Origin of the sequence: Clostridium sp. (assembly GCF_050717635.1) — a bacterium.
In the GTDB taxonomy this organism is placed as follows: domain Bacteria; phylum Bacillota; class Clostridia; order Clostridiales; family Clostridiaceae; genus Clostridium_AD.
Genome location: NZ_JBOITO010000029.1, coordinates 92,208 through 112,364 on the forward strand (window position 1 = coordinate 92,208; position 20,157 = coordinate 112,364).

16 protein-coding genes are annotated in these 20,157 nt (G+C 30.7%); 5 read left to right on the forward strand and 11 right to left on the reverse strand.

Going from position 1 to position 20,157, the window contains the following annotated elements; translation table 11 throughout:
- Window positions 1-13: 13 nt before the first annotated feature.
- Both ACREWB_RS12980 and ACREWB_RS12985 read right to left on the reverse strand, forming a co-directional pair.
- Window positions 14-922, reverse strand: coding sequence for an HD-GYP domain-containing protein (locus tag ACREWB_RS12980; protein WP_431547866.1), 909 nt, complete (start codon window positions 920-922; stop codon window positions 14-16).
- Between the two features lie 50 nt (window positions 923-972).
- On the reverse strand, window positions 973-1,416 hold the full coding sequence (locus tag ACREWB_RS12985) for a hypothetical protein (RefSeq protein ID WP_431547867.1): 444 nt from the start codon (window positions 1,414-1,416) through the stop codon (window positions 973-975).
- A gap of 442 nt (window positions 1,417-1,858) precedes the next feature.
- On the opposite strand from ACREWB_RS12985, the gene ACREWB_RS12990 reads away from it, so the two are divergent.
- Window positions 1,859-3,295, forward strand: a complete 1,437-nt coding sequence (locus tag ACREWB_RS12990) for an amino acid permease (protein ID WP_431547868.1) — start codon at window positions 1,859-1,861, stop codon at window positions 3,293-3,295.
- A 78-nt stretch (window positions 3,296-3,373) separates the two neighbouring features.
- Here ACREWB_RS12990 and argH read toward each other — a convergent pair whose 3' ends face one another.
- From argH to ACREWB_RS13010, 4 genes are all read right to left on the reverse strand, one after another.
- Entirely contained in the window at window positions 3,374-4,687 is a 1,314-nt protein-coding gene (gene argH / locus ACREWB_RS12995; RefSeq protein WP_431547869.1) for an argininosuccinate lyase, read from the reverse strand.
- Window positions 4,688-4,729: 42 nt separating this feature from the next.
- Window positions 4,730-5,932 (reverse strand): argininosuccinate synthase, encoded by a 1,203-nt coding sequence (locus ACREWB_RS13000; protein WP_431547870.1) that lies wholly within the window; start codon window positions 5,930-5,932, stop codon window positions 4,730-4,732.
- Window positions 5,933-6,361: 429 nt separating this feature from the next.
- Entirely contained in the window at window positions 6,362-9,568 is a 3,207-nt protein-coding gene (gene carB / locus ACREWB_RS13005; RefSeq protein ID WP_431547871.1) for a carbamoyl-phosphate synthase large subunit, read from the reverse strand.
- Window positions 9,569-9,583: 15 nt separating this feature from the next.
- Window positions 9,584-10,630, reverse strand: coding sequence for a carbamoyl phosphate synthase small subunit (locus tag ACREWB_RS13010; protein WP_431547872.1), 1,047 nt, complete (start codon window positions 10,628-10,630; stop codon window positions 9,584-9,586).
- A gap of 412 nt (window positions 10,631-11,042) precedes the next feature.
- Here ACREWB_RS13010 and ACREWB_RS13015 point away from each other — a divergent pair, with 412 nt between their 5' ends.
- Window positions 11,043-11,948: an FUSC family protein gene (locus ACREWB_RS13015; protein WP_431547873.1), complete on the forward strand. Its 906-nt coding sequence runs from the start codon at window positions 11,043-11,045 to the stop codon at window positions 11,946-11,948.
- Window positions 11,949-11,973: 25 nt separating this feature from the next.
- Here the strand turns inward: ACREWB_RS13015 and ACREWB_RS13020 are convergent, their stop codons facing one another.
- Window positions 11,974-12,831: a DegV family protein gene (locus tag ACREWB_RS13020; RefSeq protein WP_431547874.1), complete on the reverse strand. Its 858-nt coding sequence runs from the start codon at window positions 12,829-12,831 to the stop codon at window positions 11,974-11,976.
- 312 nt (window positions 12,832-13,143) lie between these two features.
- On the opposite strand from ACREWB_RS13020, the gene ACREWB_RS13025 reads away from it, so the two are divergent.
- Complete coding sequence (locus ACREWB_RS13025) at window positions 13,144-13,980, forward strand: hypothetical protein (RefSeq protein WP_431547875.1); 837 nt, start codon at window positions 13,144-13,146, stop codon at window positions 13,978-13,980.
- 155 nt (window positions 13,981-14,135) lie between these two features.
- The gene (locus tag ACREWB_RS13030) at window positions 14,136-15,380 is read left to right on the forward strand and encodes an MDR family MFS transporter (RefSeq protein ID WP_431547876.1); all 1,245 of its coding nucleotides are present in this window, start codon (window positions 14,136-14,138) and stop codon (window positions 15,378-15,380) included.
- A gap of 33 nt (window positions 15,381-15,413) precedes the next feature.
- Here ACREWB_RS13030 and yfcE read toward each other — a convergent pair whose 3' ends face one another.
- Both yfcE and ACREWB_RS13040 read right to left on the reverse strand, forming a co-directional pair.
- Window positions 15,414-15,956 carry a phosphodiesterase gene (yfcE, locus tag ACREWB_RS13035; RefSeq protein ID WP_431547877.1) on the reverse strand — a complete coding sequence of 181 codons (543 nt, stop codon included), beginning with the start codon at window positions 15,954-15,956 and terminating at the stop codon, window positions 15,414-15,416.
- 21 nt (window positions 15,957-15,977) lie between these two features.
- Entirely contained in the window at window positions 15,978-17,435 is a 1,458-nt protein-coding gene (locus ACREWB_RS13040) for a LexA family protein (RefSeq protein WP_431547878.1), read from the reverse strand.
- A gap of 260 nt (window positions 17,436-17,695) precedes the next feature.
- Here ACREWB_RS13040 and pdaA point away from each other — a divergent pair, with 260 nt between their 5' ends.
- On the forward strand, window positions 17,696-18,595 hold the full coding sequence (gene pdaA, locus ACREWB_RS13045) for a delta-lactam-biosynthetic de-N-acetylase (protein WP_431547879.1): 900 nt from the start codon (window positions 17,696-17,698) through the stop codon (window positions 18,593-18,595).
- An 80-nt stretch (window positions 18,596-18,675) separates the two neighbouring features.
- On the opposite strand, the gene ACREWB_RS13050 is transcribed toward pdaA, so the two are convergent.
- Window positions 18,676-19,674 (reverse strand): DUF4003 family protein, encoded by a 999-nt coding sequence (locus ACREWB_RS13050; protein WP_431547880.1) that lies wholly within the window; start codon window positions 19,672-19,674, stop codon window positions 18,676-18,678.
- Between the two features lie 30 nt (window positions 19,675-19,704).
- Complete coding sequence (locus tag ACREWB_RS13055; RefSeq protein ID WP_431547881.1) at window positions 19,705-20,151, reverse strand: GNAT family N-acetyltransferase; 447 nt, start codon at window positions 20,149-20,151, stop codon at window positions 19,705-19,707.
- Window positions 20,152-20,157: the final 6 nt, after the last annotated feature.

Sequence of the window (20,157 nt, forward strand, 5' to 3'; positions counted from 1 at the left end):
ACATACGCATAAATTACTGTATTTTATTTTCTTCTCTTAATACTTTTTCAAAAGCTTCAACAACCTTTTTATCATAATGTATTCCACTTAAGCTTTTTAATTCGTTAAATGCCACTTGGTTGTCCATAGCTTTTCTATAACTCCTGTCTGATGTCATAGCATCAAAACTGTCTGCAAGGGCTATTATCTTTGCTTCTAATAATATTTCATCACCTTTAAGTCCATTAGGATACCCAGAACCATCTATTCTCTCATGATGTTGTACTATCATTTGATCTAAATTTTCCATGAAAGTTCCCTGTGTCATTTTCGCTCCATCAGTTGGATGTTTCTTTATAAAATCAAATTCCTCTTTTGTAAGTTTTCCTGGTTTATTTAATATTTCAATTGGTACAAAAACTTTACCAATATCGTGACAAAGTGAGGCAATTATAATATTTTCAAATCTATTACCAGATAAACCTAATAGTTTGGATATTTTCATTGTATAATTTCGGACTCTCAGACCGTGCCCATGTGTATATAAATCCTTTTCTTCAACATTTTTATTCATGCTTCTCAACTCTTTTATGCCTTTACTTAAATAATTAAAAAAAGGTTCCGTAGATAGATATAATAAAGTTACTTCACTAATAGTCTTTAAACATACCGCTTGTTTTAAACCATGAGCATAAAAATAATCCCCACTGTTTAAAATAATATTTTCACCGTCACTTTCACAATGAATTGAGCCTTCTAAAATATAAAAAAATTCCAAGGTTTCATTTTTCTCACTAGGTTCAATACAAAAAAATTCTTGTGAACCAATTTTTTGTATCATAATCTCAGTGCTATCACCTCTACCTATTAATCTGAGTTCACCTGATTTCTGAGTAACTTTTTCTAAGCAATCTTCATTTTTTCCTAAGTAAAAGCCTTCCATTTTTGTCCCCCTTTGAAAATCACATTGAATAGTTTAAACAGATTACATTTTTATCCATTTGTTATTCTTATAGGGTCCACTAAAATTGTTCTACCACCAATTGTAACCTCTATCCACTCACAGTATACTGCTACGCCCTCTTTTGCTGCAGCCTTAATAGTTTTTGCTGACATCTTATTAGTTACCTTTAGTAAATTATTTATTATTTCATCTATTTCCTTTGTATATTTTTCTTTTAGTTCTTGAATTTTTTTATCATTTTTATTTGTTACATTATCTTTTCCTTCTTCTAAAATCTTTAAATCCACATTATACTTGTTAAGTACTTTCTGTGAATCATAAACGGCCTTTTCTATTTCCTCATTAATTTGTTTATTAGTTTGTTCAACATTTTTTATGATTTTATCTAAACCTACTGCTTGGACAGAATTAGTTGGATTAACAATAAAACACAACATTAATAAAGCTGTAATAAAAATTGATAATTTTTTCATAAAAACCCTCCTCTTAATTATTAGTATAAAATACTGTTTCCTTTTTTAATTGGTAGCGCAATTGTGTTCTAAAACCCATTTATATCTATATAAGTACTTATATTCTATATACACCTTCAAAATCCCTTTATTTTTTCTCAATACACTAAAAAAAATTATGCGTTTTAGAATATTTGCCTATTATTATAATAGGAAAGAAAAGTAACAATGGAAATTTATATGTTTAATATAAAATACATAAAAGGGCATATTAAATTTATGTTCCCTGACTGCTGACTTGATTTTGAGTACAAAAAGAATTTGTGTTATACTAAATTAATTGTTATAAAATAATGATTATTTTTTAGGAACAATGCTAAATATTATCTGCTAGTAAGATTATAGATATATTTACATTTTAATACTAATAGTTATTAAAGCAAAGGAAGGACGGAGAATTTATTTGAATGATGAAAAGATAGTTTCGCAGATAGTAGATCATCATAATAAAAAGGAAATTATTCAGGGGGGCGAGACAGGAATAACTTGGTGGCAACTAAGTCTCATTGGAATAGGTTCTATCATTGGAGCCGGTTTCTTTTTAGGTACAAGTTTAGCCATTACATTAACTGGTCCATCTGTAATAATTGCGTTTTTAATCGCAGGGCTAATGGCATATATTACCTTTAATGCATTAGCAGAAATGAAAATCAATGACCCGGCAACAGGATCTTTTAGAGATTATGCTAGAAAGGCTTTTGGAGACAATATTGGTTTTATTAGTGGTTGGATGTTTTGGATTGCAGGTGTATTAATTATGTCTAGTGAAGTAACTGCTTTATCTGTGTTTACAACATATTGGTTTCCGCATATTCCAATATGGGTGTTTTCTCTTATATACTCATCTTTAGGATTAGGCATTAATATGCTTGGAGTAAAAGATTTTGGAGAAATTGAATCCTTTTTCGCTATTGTAAAAATTACGACGCTTGTTTTGTTTATTATTTTTGGTGTATTATTCATTCTTGGATATATATCACCAAAGGGGTACGCGGCTGGAGGTTCAGTAATTTCCGTTTCTACACTTAATTGGTTTCCAAACGGCATAAAAGGACTATGGTCTGCTATGATTTTTGCACTGTTTCCTTTTGCTGGAGTAGCAGTGGTAGGCGCAGCTACAAAAGAATTAAAGAACAGAGAATCAATTCCTAAAGCTATTAATACGCTAAATCTAGCGTTAGTTGTTTTATATGTTACTTCACTCGTGATAATTTTAAAAATGGTGTATTGGCAGCAAATTCACGTGAGCAAAAGCCCTTTTATCACTGCACTTTCTGCATTTCACTTTCCTTATATAAGTACTATTTTTAATATTGTTATTATAAGCGCTGCATTTTCAACTTTTGTGGGGGCACTTTTTGCTATAACAAATGTATTACTATCTCTAGCAAAGGATCATGAGGCACCGAAAATTGTAATGAAAAAGAATAAAAAAGGTGTAAATGTTATTGCACTTCTCCTAGGTACAAGTGGTTTACTTATAACTATCTTATTATCTCTGGTATTACCATCTACCATTTACGAGTATTTAACCACTGCAGCAGGTGTATTATTGATTGGAAATTGGATTATTATCTTAGCTTCACAAATAAAAATCCGGAAGAACTATCCTCTTCATGGTAATCTCAAGGGAAATATCAAAAGTAAAGTATTTAAAATGTTATTTGCACCATATAGTTCATATTTGGGCATCTTACTTGTAATCCTTGCTTTAATTGGAGTGACAATTAATCCAAACCAACGTTTGGGATTAATTGTAAGTGTAATCATTGTTGCAATCATTTCTATTTCTTATTTAATAGTAAAACCTATTATTAAAAGAAATAGAATGAATAGTTAAGTAAAAAAACACGTAACAGATAGAGGGTACCTGTTACGTGTTTTTATTTTAAAGAGGTATTTTACCCAAGGGTGGTTCTTACATTTCTTTTTTTATACCTCTACTTAAAGTATTTTCGTAATCTATAAATTGATACACATCTTCTTTGAATAAATCACTAAAGCTCTTAAGTTCTTCTAAAGTTAAATCTTCAATAGCCTTGTGCTGCTTCTCACAGTGTATAACAATAGAACCTATAACTCCATGAGCATCTCTAAATGCTGCGCCTTTATTCACAAGATAATCGGCAGCTTCCGTAGCATTTAAAAATCCTGTTTTAACTGCATTATACATATTATCCTTTTTAATTTTTAGTGAACAAAGCATACCATTCATAATTTTTATACATTTTAAAACTGTATCTACTCCATCAAAAAAAGGTTCCTTATCTTCTTGCATATCTTTATTATAGGCCAGTGGAATTCCTTTCATGGTTGTAAATAAACTCATTAGATCTCCATATACTCTCCCAGTTTTTCCTCTTACGAGTTCTGCTGCGTCTGGATTTCTTTTCTGTGGCATTATGCTGCTACCAGTAGAAAATTCATCACTAATTTCAATAAAATTAAATTCTTTGCTACTCCACAAAACAAGTTCCTCACTAAGTCTACTAAGATGCATCATTATTATAGAAAAAGCAGATAAAAGTTCAAGCAAATAATCTCTATCACTTACTCCATCCATAAAATTATCCACAGGTTTTTTAAACCCTAGTTCTCTTGTTGTAAAAGCTCTATCTGTATCATAGGTAGTTCCTGCTAGAGCACAACACCCAAGAGGATTTTCATCCATTATGTCAATGGCACTTTTAATTCTTTTCACATCTCGCCCTAGCATATTATAATATGCCATAATATGTTGTTTGAAAGTTACAGGTTGGGCTCTTTGTAGATGAGTATAGCCTGGCATTATAACTACATTGTCATTCCCTAATTTTTTAATAGTACATAAAACAATATCCAAATTTTCAATAACCTCAAGAGCCTTATGTTTTGAATATAATCTCATATCTACTGCAACTTGGTCATTTCTACTTCTTGCTGTATGAAGTTTTTTGCCTACATCACCCACCAGTGTTGTAAGTTGTATTTCCATAAAGCTATGAATATCTTCATAATCGCCTTCGATTTTAAGTTTACCTTCTTCAATATCAGAAAGAATAGAATTTAGACCATTAACTATAGTGGAGCACTCTTCCTGGGTTAAAATGCTGCATTTTGCAAGCATTTTAACATGAGCTATACTTCCCATAATATCTTCATAATATAATCTTTTATCAAAACTTAGAGAACTATTAAAATCCTCCATAAGTTTGCTTTCATTACCTTCAAATCTTCCGCCCCAAAGCTTCATATATATCACCTGCATAACTTTCTACATATTTTGTATTATTCCTTAGTAATTATTTAAATGTTTATAAGCCTTAATTTTACTTGGCAATGAAAATAAGTTTATAAATCCTTCTGCATCCTTATGATCATATAGTACACTTGCTCCAAAAGAAGATATACTCTCATCATATAGTGCATTAGGTGATTCTTTACTTGCTACCATAATATTTCCTTTGTATAGCATTAGTTTTACAGAACCTGTTACAGTTTCTTGAGTCTTATCTACAAAAGCATCAAGAGCTTCTCTCATAGTAGTAAACCAAAGTCCATCATAAAGTAATTCTCCATATTTCTGTGATATTGAATATTTAAAGTGAAGTGTATCTTTATCTATGGTTATTTCCTCAAGTTCTTTATGAGCAGCATAAAGAACTGTACCACCTGGAGTTTCATATATTCCTCTTGATTTCATTCCTACAAGTCTATTTTCTACTAAATCTACAATACCTATTCCATTTTCTCCACCAATTTCATTTAATATCTTAACGATATCTATTGGCTCTAATTCAACGCCGTCAACTTTTTTAGCAATTCCTTTTTCAAAATATATATCTACATATGCAGCTTCATCTTTTGCTTTTTCTGGAGGTGTAACCATAAGATACATATCTCTTTTATGATCATTTTTAAAATCTTCAATATCTCCACCTTCATGACTTGCATGCCATAAATTTTGATCAACTGAATATATTTTATCTTTGGTTACTGATGTTTCAATGCCTCTAGCATTTGCATAATCTATAGCATCTTCTCTTGATTTTATATCCCAAATTCTCCAAGGTGCTATGATTTTTATAGAAGGGTCTATAGCTGCTATGCCAACCTCAAATCTAACTTGATCATTTCCTTTACCAGTGCATCCGTGACATATATATTTTGCCCCTTCTTTATGAGCTATTTCCACAAGTTTTTTAGCTATTAATGGTCTTGCATAAGCTGTACCTAACAAATATTTACCCTCATATGTAGCATTTGCTTTAACACCTTTAAATACATAATCTTTGATAAATTCTGCTGTTAAATCTTCAATATATATTTTTTCTGCTCCTGAACTTAAAGCTTTTTTTTCAATTGCATCCATATTATCCTCTTGACCAACATTAATGCAAGCTGCTATAACATCCATATCATAATTTTCCTTAAGCCACGCTATTATTATAGATGTATCGAGTCCTCCTGAATATGCTAAAACCACTTTTTCTTTCATTTTTATATCCCCTTCCGAATTTATATCTTTTATATTTTAAGACTTTTCTAAAGTACTTTATTTAAGTATTCATTAATTTGCCGGTATTTTTGCAGGATAAAAAAATGTTTTGGTACTCTTATCTCAATAAACATAATTTTTCTCATTTGTACCACTCCTTCATTCATAACGGAACATATCAATGTATATTTATACATTGGTATGTATAGTTTTTATTTTTCTTGATTATTTGCCATTTAGTTCTTTTTAACTTTTGCTGTTGAACTAACTGGCTTGTTTTTATTTATTATATATCACTTCTTATTATAATGCAATACTTTTTCATTATATTTATTCATATTCTTATTATATTTATGCATTGTATAAGTTAAAGACACGAGACAAGTGTTAGCGCACCTGTTTCGTGTCTTTTTTTAAATTATCTTTTAGCTAATCTGCAATATTAAATACTTCTAAATTTGCACTTATAATATTTTTCCTTAAAAGTTCCACTACTGCCTTTGCAGTATCTAATGAAGTAATAATACCTATATTACTTTCTATAGCTGTTCTCCTTATTCTAAAACCATCTGTTTTTGAATTATTTCCTTTAGTAGCGGTATTTATTACTAAATCAACCTGTCTACCCTTTATTACATCAATTATATTAGGGCTACCTTCTGAAATTTTCATAACTGTAAGGGCTTCAATACCAATCTCTTTTAGCAGCTTAGCCGTGCCTGTTGTAGCTATAAATTTATAATTCATTTCACTAAACGCTTTTGCTATATATAAAAACTCTTCTTTATCCTGCGGGTTTATTGTTGTAAGGATAACTCCACTTTCTTTTTTGATCCTCATTCCAGAGGCTATAAGCCCTTTATATAGAGCCTCGTCGAAGCTTCTTCCTATTCCAAGCACCTCTCCTGTGGATCTCATTTCTGGTCCTAGACACACCTCAACCTCTGGAAGTTTTTGAGTCGAAAATACTGGAACCTTTACTGACACAAGTGTTGGCTCGCAATAAACCCCGCTATCATATCCAAGATTTTTTAATTTCTCTCCCAGCATAACCCTTGTTGCAAGCTCTACAATTGGTACTTTACTAACCTTACTAATATACGGAACTGTACGACTAGCTCTTGGATTAACCTCTATTATATATAATTCATCTTTAAATTCTATAAACTGAATATTTATCATTCCTATTACTTTGAGTCCTATTGCAACCCTCTTAGTATAATCTAATATTTTTTCTTTTATACTTTGTGATATATTTTGACTTGGATATATTGTAATGCTATCTCCAGAATGAACCCCTGCTCTCTCTAAATGCTCCATAATACCAGGTATTAATATTTCTTCTCCGTCACAAATAGCATCAACTTCTATTTCTCTACCTAATAGATATCTATCAATTAGGACAGGGTTTTTCTTATCCTTCTCAAAGGCATTCTTTAAATAATGCTTTAACTCATTTTGTCCATAAGTTATTTCCATTCCCTGTCCACCCAATACATAAGATGGTCTAACAATCACTGGATATCCTAAATTTTCAGCCTCTTTTAAGCCTTCCTTTAAATCCCAAACCGCTCTTCCCTTAGGTCTATTTATATTTAACTTCTCTAAAAGTGCATCGAATTTCTCTCTATCTTCTGCTACATCTATTTGCTCAGGCTTAGTACCATATATAGTTATATTCTTTTTTTCTAAGAATTTAGCCAGATTAATGGCAGTTTGACCTCCAAATTGAAGTATAACTCCATCAGGGTTTTCTTTTTCAATAATATTCAAAACTTCTTCTTCTGTTAAAGGCTCAAAATATAATTTATCTGAAATATTAAAGTCTGTACTTACTGTTTCCGGGTTATTGTTTACTATTATTGTTTCAATTCCAAGTTTTCTAAGTGCAATTACACTGTGAACAGATGCATAATCAAACTCAATTCCCTGTCCTATCCTTATAGGACCTGAACCTAATACCATAACCTTCCTTCTACTACTTACTTCAACCTCATCATATTCATCATAAGTTGAGTAGTAATATGTGGACATGGCTTCAAATTCTCCTGCGCAAGTATCTACCATCTTATAGACAGGTTTAATGTTCCATATGTTTCTAAGTTCATAAATTACATTTGGACTAACCCCTAATAAATCCGATATTCCTTTGTCTGAAAATCCCTTTTTCTTTAATAATTGCAACCAATCACTATTCATATCTTCAACGGTAGAACTCTTGATTTTTTCTTCTTCGTCTACTATCCACTTGATTTTATTTACAAAGAATTTATCTATACCTGTAATTTCCGAAATTTTTTCTATCATATAATTACGTCTAAGCATTTCAGCTAAATGAAATATTCTCTCATCATCGGGCGCCATTACTCTTTTCTTTAATTCTTGTAAACTCTTTTGTGAAAGCGCATCATATTGTAATGAGAATTTTCCTATTTCTAAAGAACGAATTCCTTTTAATAGCGCTGCTTCAAAATTACTACCAATTGACATTATTTCCCCTGTAGCCATCATCTTAGTACCTAAAACTCTATTTGCTCCCTGAAATTTATCAAAAGGCCACTTAGGAATTTTAACTACAACATAATCTAGTGAGGGCTCAAAACAAGCATAGGTTTTTTGAGTCACTGCATTCACTATCTCATCTAGTCCATACCCTAGCGCTATTTTCGCTGCTACTTTAGCAATAGGATATCCTGTAGCCTTTGAAGCTAGTGCAGAGGATCTACTTACTCTTGGATTAATTTCTATAACTGCATACTCAAAGCTTTTAGGATTAAGAGCTAGTTGAACATTGCAACCACCTTCTATTCCTACACTATTTATAATATCTATGGATGCACTTCTAAGCATTTGGTACTCTTTATCCGAAAGAGTTTGGCTTGGTGCTACAACAATACTATCTCCGGTATGTATTCCTACAGGATCTATATTTTCCATATTACATACGCAAATACAATTACCATTACCGTCTCTCATAACCTCATATTCTATCTCTTTCCAACCTTTAATCGACTTTTCCAACAGAACCTGTCCGATAGAACTTAATTGTAATCCTAATTGTAAGATTTCTACTAACTCTTCTTCAGTTTCAGCGATTCCGCCTCCGCTTCCTCCTAGAGTATAGGCCGGTCTTACTACTAGTGGATAGCCTATTTCAGTTGCAAAACACAATGCTCCTTCTATATCTGTAACAATTGCACTTTCTACAACTGGCTGATTAATCTCCTGCATAAGACTTCTAAAAATTTCTCTGTCTTCACCTTTTTTTATTCCTTCTATAGATGTTCCAATCACTCTTACATTATATTTATCTAAAACATCATTATCAGCTAGTTCAACAGCTAAATTGAGCCCCGTTTGGCCTCCCATACCACAAAGCACACTATCCGGTCTTTCCTTGTCAATAATTTTTTCTAAAAATTCTATAGTTAATGGCTCTATGTAAACAATGCCAGCAATCTCTTTATCCGTCATTATTGTAGCTGGATTACTATTTACAAGTACAACTTCTATACCTTCCTCTCTTAATGCTTGACAGGCTTGTGTTCCTGAGTAATCGAATTCAGCAGCTTGCCCTATTATTATTGGTCCTGATCCAACAACTAGTACTTTTTTAATACTTTTATCTAACGGCATATAAACCCTCCTTTATTATATAAGTTTAAGAAACTTATCAAAAATTATATCTATATCCTTAGGTCCTGGGCAAGCTTCTGGATGGAACTGCACAGAAAATATAGGCAAATTTTTATGTCTCATTCCTTCTATGGTTCCATCATTTAAACTTACATGAGTAACCTCCATATCATTAGGCAATTTGCTGACATAATATCCGTGGTTTTGAGATGTAATATAAACCTTATTTTCTTCTATATCTTTAACTGGATGATTGCAGCCCCTGTGTCCAAATTTAAGTTTTTGGGTTTTTCCACCAAGAGCTAAGGCTAAAAGTTGATGTCCTAGGCAAATTCCCACTATAGGCTTTTTACCTATGATTTTTTTTAACACCTCAATTATTTCTTTTAAATCATCTGGGTCTCCAGGTCCATTTGATAGAAATACTAAATCTGGATTAACCTTTAATATATCTGTCGCAGAAGCATTAGCAGGAAATATTGTTAATTTACAATTCCTTTGTTTAAACGAGCGCAATATATTTTCTTTTATCCCAAAATCCATAATAGCTACATGAGGTCCGCTACCATTAATTGTATAACACTCCTTTGTAGTAACATTTATAACTGCATCATTATTATTAAAAGTTGAAAGCTTTTGCTCTATTTCACTTTGAGATAGGTCCTTTGTAGCTATAATCCCTTTCATAGCCCCATTTTTTCTAAGTATTTTTGTTAATGCTCTTGTATCAATGCCTTCTAATCCTATTATCTTATTTTGCTTAAAATATCCTTCAAGATCCATTTCACATCTAAAATTGCTAGGATCATCACACTTTTCTCTAACAATGAAGCCCCTCACCTTAGGGGATTTTGATTCAACATCCTCTAAATTAATTCCATAATTGCCGATGAGCGGGTATGTCATAGTTACTATTTGCCCATAATATGATGGATCCGTTAAAATTTCTTCATAACCAGTCATTCCTGTATTAAATACCACTTCACCTACACTTTCCTCCAAATACCCAAATATATTTCCTTCAAATATCATTCCATTTTCCAATATCAATTTACCTTTCATATTAACCCTCCTTCGTCAAATAAAAGTATATTTTTTTCTAAAAAAACAAAGGATAATAGGGAGATTAATTAAATAATCTCTCTATTATCCATCACAATATATCTTTCACATTTATTAACGAAATAGAAAACATACCTACAGTTTTATTATTAATTTCAAAATTTGTGCCAAAAAAAACAATTGCCATAATCATCTATACTCCTTCCTAGTCTCACAGGACTAACTTAAAAGTGTATTTTTCTTTTATTTATAATTTCTATTTAGTTTAATTCAAATTTTATAAATTGTCAATGTATAAATATAATTAACTATTGCAAATTAATTCAAGTTTGGTATCATATAAAAGTATATAAAATTATTTATAATTCAATTTAATTAATATCAACCGTTGAATATCCAGGAGGTAACCAATATGAAAAATATAGGAATGAGAAATATTAAAACTGCAACTTCAGTTTTTTTATGCATAATTTTATTAAGAATTTTCCATCATCCATTTCCATTTTATGCCTGTATTGCTGCAGTTATAACTATGCAAAGTACTGTACACAATTCCTTTACTACAGGTAAAAACAGAATGATTGGTACTATTATAGGTGCAATTTGCGGATTGTTATTCGCACTCATAAGTCCTAATAATATATTCCTTACAAGTATAGGAATAGTACTAGTAATTTACTTTTTAAACGTTTTGAATAGAAAAAATTCTATTATAATTGGTTGCGTAGTGTTTTTAGCAATAATGACAAATCTTAGAGAAGGAACCCCTCTAATTTATAGTCTCAGTAGAGTTATAGAAACTTTTGTAGGAATATTTATATCAGTCCTTATCAATTTCCTTATATTCCATCCTAAATTTTTAGATAACTTGCATGTGGATGGAAATATTTTAGTCAATAATATTTTTGAAACATCCGAAGATGTGTTTAATTTCAGGGGAAATATTAATCTTTATAACTTAAATGTCCAAATATCCTTATTAGAAAAGGCACTTGATTCATATTTAAGTGAAATAAGAAGTGAGAACACTAAAAACCAAGATATAATTATAATTAATAAGGTAATCGCAGCTTCAAAAACCGCTTATAATCATTTGGTTATACTAACCGTTTTGACTGAAGAAAATGTGCCATCTGATTACTACTTTAATGAAAATAACCGCAATAAATTAAATGAATTATTCCATGAAAATGAAATTGGTACTTCATACATAAGTAACGACATAAACATAGTATTTAACTACCACGTTCACAATTTACTTATAACGTTGACTATATTGAATACATTTAATAGCAAAAGAACTTCAAAAGGGATATAAATTCCTTCTGAAGTTCTTTTATTTTCTATAAATCCTTCTCTGTATAATATACAATGCCTAGTGCTCCAGGCCCAACGTGAGTTCCTATTACAGGTCCAATTGGTGCTATTTCTATTTTTTTGCCTGTATATACTTCAACTGTTTTTGCAAAAGTAAGTGCTCCTTCCACATCATTTATGTGATGAATCATTACTTCGCCTAGTCCATTTTTTTCTATATCTTCAGTAAATTTATTAATCATAGTTTGTATAGCACGTTTTTTAGTTCTTACTTTTTGGAACAATTCTGTTTTCCCATCTATAACTGTAAGAATGGGCTTAATTTGAAAAATAGTACCTAGCAGTGCACTAGCGCCACCTATTCTTCCACCTTTTTTTAGATACTCTAGAGTATCTGGGATAAACAAAAACCTACTTCTTTTTATATTGTCTTTTACGAGTGTAACTACTTCTTGTATTGATTTTCCATCTTGCGCTGCTTTGGCAGCTGTTAATACTGCAAACCCTAGTTGCATACAATTGGACCTAGAATCTATAATCTCAATTAATGCCATTGGGTATTTCTCAAGAATCATACTTTTTGCAAGGCATGCGTTTGAATAAGTCCCACTCATATCTGAAGAAAGGAAAACACCAACCACTTGCTTATTATCCATTACTTGCTCTTCTAGTACATTATACATTTCATCTAAAGAAGGTTGTGATGAAGTAGGTGTATTCAAACTCTCATCTAGTTTTTTATAAAAAGTTTTGTTTTCAATATTAATCTCTTTAAGCTCTTCATTTCCGAAAATAACACTTAATGAAACTATAGAAATATCATATTTTTTCTTTAGCTCTTCACTTATGTAAGAGGTGCTATCCGTTACAATTTTTATAGTCATTATTCTTCCCCCACTTATTAAGTATTATATATATTATACTACAATGTTCTGGTAAACAATACCCCGAAGGTTTATAATTAATCCTTATTCTATATAAATAAATTTAATATATCTCATAATATATTAAATTTATTTAAACTCCTACAAATAGTACTCAAATACTCTGTGATATGTTACACTTATAATATGTAAAAGTAGGTGATACAAACAATTCTTAAACTTGACGTAGTGATAGATTTAATAAGATAAGGGGGTGCTGCAGATATATAGGTAAAATATTAATATGGTACCTATATTTGTGAGCAGGAAATTATGAGTGAAAATAAAAATGAGAATAAAAAAGTTATAACAGACGATAATAATGAAATTATAAATAAAATGTATTCAAATAACAACGCTTCAGATAATAACAATCCTAAAACCGAATATAGCAGTAGGACATCTAAGTTAAAAGATATTGACGAAAGCGAGAAATACATAAAAGAAATGCACCTGTTAGCAGACAAAAACGAATTTAAGAATAATGTAATTGTTTTAGCACTTGGTATAGTTGTAGTATCTATAATACTATTTTCTATAATCATGAACAGTTCTTTAATGAAACCCAAAACTGATGTAGTAGCTGACAAACAAACGAATAAAGAGGTAAGTGGAGAAGTAAACAAAACTACTGCTGATAGCGCATCTACTAATGCAGTTGAACAGGAATCCAATATTTATAAATATTTAGAATTAGAAAAAAATAGAATATCTGTGCTAGAAAACGCAGTCAAATTAAACAATGGAAAACAAACAGGCATTACAGTATATCTCTTATCTGAAATTTTAAGAGCTAACAACTATGATATCCCTAACAATACCTCTACAGTTAATGGTTTGTTGAAAAGATTAACTTCTATGGGATGGAAAAAAAATACTGACCTCAATGAACTCAAAAAAGGAGATATTTGTTTCACTACAGATTTACCAGAAGAACCAGGTAGCCCCTCACATACATATATATTTATGAATTGGGTAGAAGATGGTAAAACTGACTACGCAAATATAGTTGATGGACAAATTCAAGAATTTGATAAACTGCTTCATGAACGAAGCATATCGATATTAACGCCGCAAAAAGATAAATTCAGTTTTTTTCTTAGAAAGTAAATATTAATTTTAAAAAAGATAGCCAATGGCTATCTTTTTTTTGTGAATTTATCATTATTAACTGGAATTATATAAGTATTTTTAGTAAACTAAAGATAAACAAAAATTAAAAAATTCATTATGACTTATGAAGGGAGGAAACCCATGAGAAATCAATGAGAAATTCAAATATTCTAAAACCTTACTCCGGCTTGCCGAAAAGCATTTATGTTATATTCTTTGCTCGGATTATTAACAGTATGGGAAGTTTTGTTCATCCGTTTCTAACATTATTTCTTACAAAAAGTTTAGGACTTGGAATAGAAACTGTTGGTTTATTTTTAATGATGGCTGCGGTTTCTTCTATACCTGGCGCACTGATAGGTGGAAAATTATCTGACCATATCGGAAGAAAAAAAGTGATTATTATTTCCCAAGGTTTGGCTGCAATGTGTCTGATTCCTTGTGCATTCCTTGGAAAGTCTTTAATAGTACCTTACCTTTTAATTCTTTCATCTTTCTTCGGAGGTGCTGCACAACCACCAAATAGTGCCATGATGGCTGATTTAACAACAACAAAAAACAGAAAAGCAGCATACTCGCTTTTATACTTAGGTATTAATATAGGTTTTTCACTTGGACCATTAATTGCAGGTTTTTTATACAATAATCACATGAAAATTTTATTTTTAGGAGATGCCGCTACAACTATACTATCATTAGTACTAGTTGCTGTATTTGTAGAAGAAACCCTGCCAGATAAAGCAATCACATGTGATAAAGTCAGTACTGATTTCTATAGTGAAACAGAAAAGGCTCAAGACGGTAGCTTGTTTAGCGTTCTTTTAAAAAGGCCTTATCTTGTAGCTTTTGCCATGGTTTCAATGATATATTCGTTTATGTATGCACAACATTGTTTCATTATACCTATGCAAATGGATACGCTTTTTAGTAGCCGCGGTCCAAAACTTTATGGTTCTCTAATGGCAATCAATGGACTAGTAGTAGTTACTATGACAACAATTATAACAGTTGTAACAAAAAAACTTAGACCTATACTTAATATAACCTTAGCAGGTCTATTTTTCTCTTTAGGTTTTGGAATGTTATTTTTAGCAAAAACCTATTTGGTCTTTATTATCTCTACAATAATATGGACAATAGGCGAAATACTATCTGCTACTAATTCCGGTGTATATATTGCCAATCATACACCAATGTCTCATAGAGGTAGGTTTAATGCAGTCCTACCATTAATTACTGGTACAGGTTTTGCAGTTGGTCCCTTTATCATGGGTTTATTTATTAGAAATAGAGAAATAAATTCCGCATGGATCCTCGTATTTTTCGTTGGCATCACAGCTTCTACACTTATGTATTTACTATATTTAAATGAAAAGAAAAAAGAAATTCAGAATTAAACAATCCCTAAGATAACCCTTGGGGATTTATTTTTATAATACTATTTCTTTTATAACAGTACCCTGTAGATCTTTTATTTGAAATAAATCATCCTTAAGTATTGCATATGAATTAGGGTAATTCTCCTTAGGTAGCGTTACAGATCCTGGATTTAGCACATATATTCCATTGTGTTTTTCAGCTACAGGAAGGTGTGTGTGCCCATGTATTAGTACATCATTGTCGCTTAAACTCGGCATATTATCCTCATTATAAATGTGCCCATGAGTCAAAAATAATCTTCTGTTATCAAATAATATTATGGAATAATCCGACATCATTGGATATTCGATGAGCATTTGATCTACCTCACTATCACAATTCCCTCTGACAGCTATTATCTTATCTTTATACTCATTTAAGATACTAGCTACCGCCTGCGGATTGTAATCCTTTGGTAATGGATTTCTTGGTCCATGATATAGTGCATCGCCTAAAAGTACTATGTAACTAGCTCCTTCTTCTTTATAACGCTCTAAAGCCTTTTCTAAAAAGAAAAGTGAACCATGGATATCTGAAATAAAAAATATTTTCATCTTTACGCGTCCCCTTTTAAATTAATTTTTATGTTTTATAATTCCTACAGCTGTACCTATAATATATGTATCTTCACTATCTATTACAATAGGCTTATATTTTTCATTTGCTGGCATAAGTAATATTTTATCTTTTTTTATTAAAAGCCTCTTTAAAGTTGCATTTCCACCTATATCAACCGCTACAATATCATTATTATTTGCAGCGTGCTCATGTCTTATTATTACATAATCTCCATGATTAATATTTGCTCCAATCATACTATCTCCTTTAACCTTTAAAATAAATGAATTTTTCACTCCTTTTAACCAATACTTTGGAATGTAAAAATTACCTTCTACTTCAGAATTGATGAGTATAGGTTCTCCTGCTGCTATATCGCTATATACTGGTAATTCTAATAATTCCTCATTTAGATATTCATATCCTTCTTTTCCATCGCTTACTAAAATATCTGAGATCCTACTATAATCCCTCATGAATTCATATGCTCTGCCATGTCTTATATCACAAAATTGAAAGTTTTCAAATGAGTTAACAACTTGTGTTTTATATTTACTTTTAAAGAAATATGATTTTGATTTCTCTCCTAGTGGTTTAGTATTAACTCTTTTACCTTTTACCATCCATGAGTTACTCTTATGAGATTTATCCAAATCAACAAGGAACATAATGCTAGAATAAGGTTTTTCATTAGATAATTCCTTAATAAATTCTATCTGTATTTTAGTTAAATTGTTACTTTTATGGCTTATAATATGGCAATACTTGTCCACTTTAATGGTCCTTGCCATTTGAAGAGCATATAAATTAATATCTTCTTTATCAACTAAATTCAATGATCTAAGTTTTGCATTATACTTAAGCATAATTTCAAATATTGCTCTTCTAGAAGTGGAATTTTTATTGATTCTTTGAGGGCCCTGACCTTTAACACATTTTCTTCCTGTTCTAGTTGACTCTAAATATAAATCTATTTCTAAGTAATTACAGCTTTTTATCCACTTTACTTCTTCAATAAAAAATCTAACATAATCAGTGCGAAGTATCCTTAGCTTCGGATAAATATCTTTAATCTGAAGTATACAACTTTCAATGATGCTAGTTTTTTTAGCATTATCCGAAATTAATTTATATTCTAATTTATATTTATTTATATATTCCAAAAAATATTTTTGTAAAATACTTTCTAATGTAACCACATGAAAGTTTCTCTCACTATTAGAAAATAAGCTTAAATACTCTAATCTAGTTTCCACTTCTGCTACGTTATATATGTTTTTAATATAATCTATATCTTCATTCTTTGACGCTAACATCAATATTTTATCATCTTTATATAAGCAATAGTGATTTTTCAAATAAAGACTTCTATAAATGGCTGCCGTCGTTTTGCCTGAATTTTGCATACCTCTAATCAAACTATACCTTGAGGGTTTGCTATGTATTAATTTTTGTTGCTCTAAACACAATTCCATTTAATCACCTCTACTTTAGACATACTATTAGTATACAGTACAATAAGGCCCATAGTAAAATTTTTATTTAAAAAGCATTATAATGTCTTCATAAAAATTACCAAGATCTAATCTATTCATTTTTTCGTATCTATAAATAAATACTGAGCATACTAAGAGTATGAGTATACTAAAAGTATAAGTATACTAAAAGTATACTTATACTAAATGTATGAACATAACCTTGTATTTCAGAAATAGATTAAATCGAGGTGATCAATGTGAAATCAAAGCTTTTGTGTTTAATTATTTCCTCTCTACTTAGCATCAACTGTTTTTCAAGTGTTGTTTATAGCAGCGAGTTAAGAAATAATTCCATCAAAAACTCTAACAATGAAATTCTAAAAGCACCCACTTTATTAGATTTTTTTAAAAATGTATTTATTCCTACTGAGTCTACTAATACATTAAGTACTAAGGAATATAATTGGTATTTTCAGCCCCGTAATGACAACCAGCCACCTGAAGGACCAAAAGAAACTCGTGAACTTATATCAAAATATAAGTGTTATTATTTAGGAGATACATCAAAAAAAGTATTATATCTAACTTTTGATGAGGGTTACGAAGCAGGATATACCGCTCCAATTTTAGATGTTTTAAAGAAACATAATGTAAAAGCAGCCTTTTTCGTAGTAAAGCCCTATATAACTTCTAACCCAGAATTAATTAAAAGAATGGTGGCTGAAGGCCACCTGGTATGTAATCATAGTGCCCGGCATCCTTCAATGGCATCTATAAAAGATGAAACAAAATTCAGAAGTGAATTATCCGATGTAGAAGTAGCCTTTGAAAATGTTACTGGGAAAAAAATATCTAAATATTTTAGACCTCCAATGGGTAAGTATAGTGAGTTGTCCTTACAATACACTCAAAACTATGGATATAAAACTATATTTTGGAGTTTTGCTTATATGGATTGGCTTACTAATAAACAACCTTCTCATGAAATGGCAAAAAATAAAATTTTGCAAAGAACTCACAATGGTGGAATTATGCTACTACATGCAGTATCTAAAACAAATGCAGAGATATTAGACGATGTAATTACTCAGTGGAAAAGCCAAGGTTATGTGCTAAAAACAATAGATGATTTACCTTCTAACATTAATCAGAACTAAAGGTATAGATGCTTTAATATTCAAAAAAACCTATCTGTATACAGATAGGTTTTTTTGAGTTATATCTTTTGAATTTATTATTAAGATGATGAAGCTGCAGATGATATAGCCACTGTGCTACTAGCTGCTGCTATGATAGCCACTGTTTGTGCCGCAATTAAAGATTCAATAGAAATTCCAATAGCTGTTTGAATAAGATCCTTTTGACTTTTCATATTCTCAATATATACATCACAAGTCAAAGCAGCCGCCGTATATAAATGGGTTTCTTTCGTTAACCATTTATATTTTTTAGTTGACTTAAGAACTTTTACAACTTCAATAACTTGATCTACTGCCTCATACCCATCTTCTCCAAGTATAGATAAGAACCCAATTACACCATACCCACTAGAATAAACCTTCATACTATTATCTTTTAACCTATCAAATATTTCCTTGCACCTTAAAACTTTAGTTTTATTATCTTCTTTGCGAAATCCTAATATATGAGATAAAAATTGAAGCCCATTATTTTTATGGAACCCATTTTCAGTTAGTAGGTTATAACATTCTTCCATATTCTCTATAATACTATTAACAGAAGCATCAGAATTTGCTAAAAGTATAGAAAGTGGGTAATCATCTCCTCCCGTTAACCAGAAATGATTTTTTTTCATATCACTATATATATCTAACGCTTTATCTATTCTTGTGGGAACAGCTTCTTCATTACAGCTAGCCAAAAGAGCATAACTCGCTATTGGTAAATACATATTGTTCTTAAAACCTGCTTGTTTCATCCTTTTATCATAACTTAGTATTTTATCAAATTCCTGTTTTGGATTATCATATTTACCTGCTAATAATGCTGACAAGATAATCTTAGAAATCCCTCTATAGTTAGAAAATACCCCCGTAGTTTTCTTCATATAAGACCTTACATCTTGGATCTGTTCTTTATCAAAGTCTCTGTTATTTAATGTATAAGTTAATGCAGTAAAATGGTTAGTCAAAGATCCCTCCCATTTATAACCGCTAGATACCTCCTGAAATAAATCTATCAGTCTGTCTAGTTTTTCTTTTATAAGTTTTTCCATAAAAAATAGCCCCCTGTAATGAGTATATATTTAAAGCTTTTTATATAACATTTCTATATGTGGAATACCATCTTCCAAATAACCTTCTGAAACTTTAACAAACCCAAAACTGCTGTAAAAATCCAGCAAATATTCCTGTCCTGATATTCTAATTTCATTCTCATTTAAATAGTGCTCGATAAATTCTATTGCTCTTAGCATCATTTGTTTTGCAAAGCCTCTCCCACGATATTTTTTGTTAGCTAAGACCCTTCCTATAGAAATCTCATTATAAGTAACACCTTTTTCTAAAATTCTTAAGTATACAAGGATTTCGCCGTTCTGTTCTGCAAATAAATGATATGATTTTTTGTCTTTGCCATCACAATCTTCATAAATACATTCTTGCTCTACAACAAACACTTCGCTTCTAAGTTTTAAAATTTCATATAGTTCATCACTACTTAGTTCATTGAATTTTTTAATTATCCAGTTCATAACTCT

What these genes read in the sequence shown, in the direction of transcription:
- ACREWB_RS12980 (WP_431547866.1), bottom strand. Translation starts at nt 922, where the DNA reads ATGGAAGGCTTTTACTTAGGAAAAAATGAAGATTGCTTAGAAAAAGTT.
- ACREWB_RS12985 (WP_431547867.1), bottom strand. Translation starts at nt 1,416, where the DNA reads ATGAAAAAATTATCAATTTTTATTACAGCTTTATTAATGTTGTGTTTT.
- argH (WP_431547869.1), bottom strand. Translation starts at nt 4,687, where the DNA reads ATGAAGCTTTGGGGCGGAAGATTTGAAGGTAATGAAAGCAAACTTATG.
- ACREWB_RS13000 (WP_431547870.1), bottom strand. Translation starts at nt 5,932, where the DNA reads ATGAAAGAAAAAGTGGTTTTAGCATATTCAGGAGGACTCGATACATCT.
- carB (WP_431547871.1), bottom strand. Translation starts at nt 9,568, where the DNA reads ATGCCGTTAGATAAAAGTATTAAAAAAGTACTAGTTGTTGGATCAGGA.
- ACREWB_RS13010 (WP_431547872.1), bottom strand. Translation starts at nt 10,630, where the DNA reads ATGAAAGGTAAATTGATATTGGAAAATGGAATGATATTTGAAGGAAAT.
- ACREWB_RS13015 (WP_431547873.1), top strand. Translation starts at nt 11,043, where the DNA reads ATGAAAAATATAGGAATGAGAAATATTAAAACTGCAACTTCAGTTTTT.
- ACREWB_RS13020 (WP_431547874.1), bottom strand. Translation starts at nt 12,831, where the DNA reads ATGACTATAAAAATTGTAACGGATAGCACCTCTTACATAAGTGAAGAG.
- ACREWB_RS13025 (WP_431547875.1), top strand. Translation starts at nt 13,144, where the DNA reads ATGAGTGAAAATAAAAATGAGAATAAAAAAGTTATAACAGACGATAAT.
- ACREWB_RS13030 (WP_431547876.1), top strand. Translation starts at nt 14,136, where the DNA reads ATGAGAAATTCAAATATTCTAAAACCTTACTCCGGCTTGCCGAAAAGC.
- yfcE (WP_431547877.1), bottom strand. Translation starts at nt 15,956, where the DNA reads ATGAAAATATTTTTTATTTCAGATATCCATGGTTCACTTTTCTTTTTA.
- ACREWB_RS13040 (WP_431547878.1), bottom strand. Translation starts at nt 17,435, where the DNA reads ATGGAATTGTGTTTAGAGCAACAAAAATTAATACATAGCAAACCCTCA.
- ACREWB_RS13050 (WP_431547880.1), bottom strand. Translation starts at nt 19,674, where the DNA reads ATGGAAAAACTTATAAAAGAAAAACTAGACAGACTGATAGATTTATTT.
- ACREWB_RS13055 (WP_431547881.1), bottom strand. Translation starts at nt 20,151, where the DNA reads ATGAACTGGATAATTAAAAAATTCAATGAACTAAGTAGTGATGAACTA.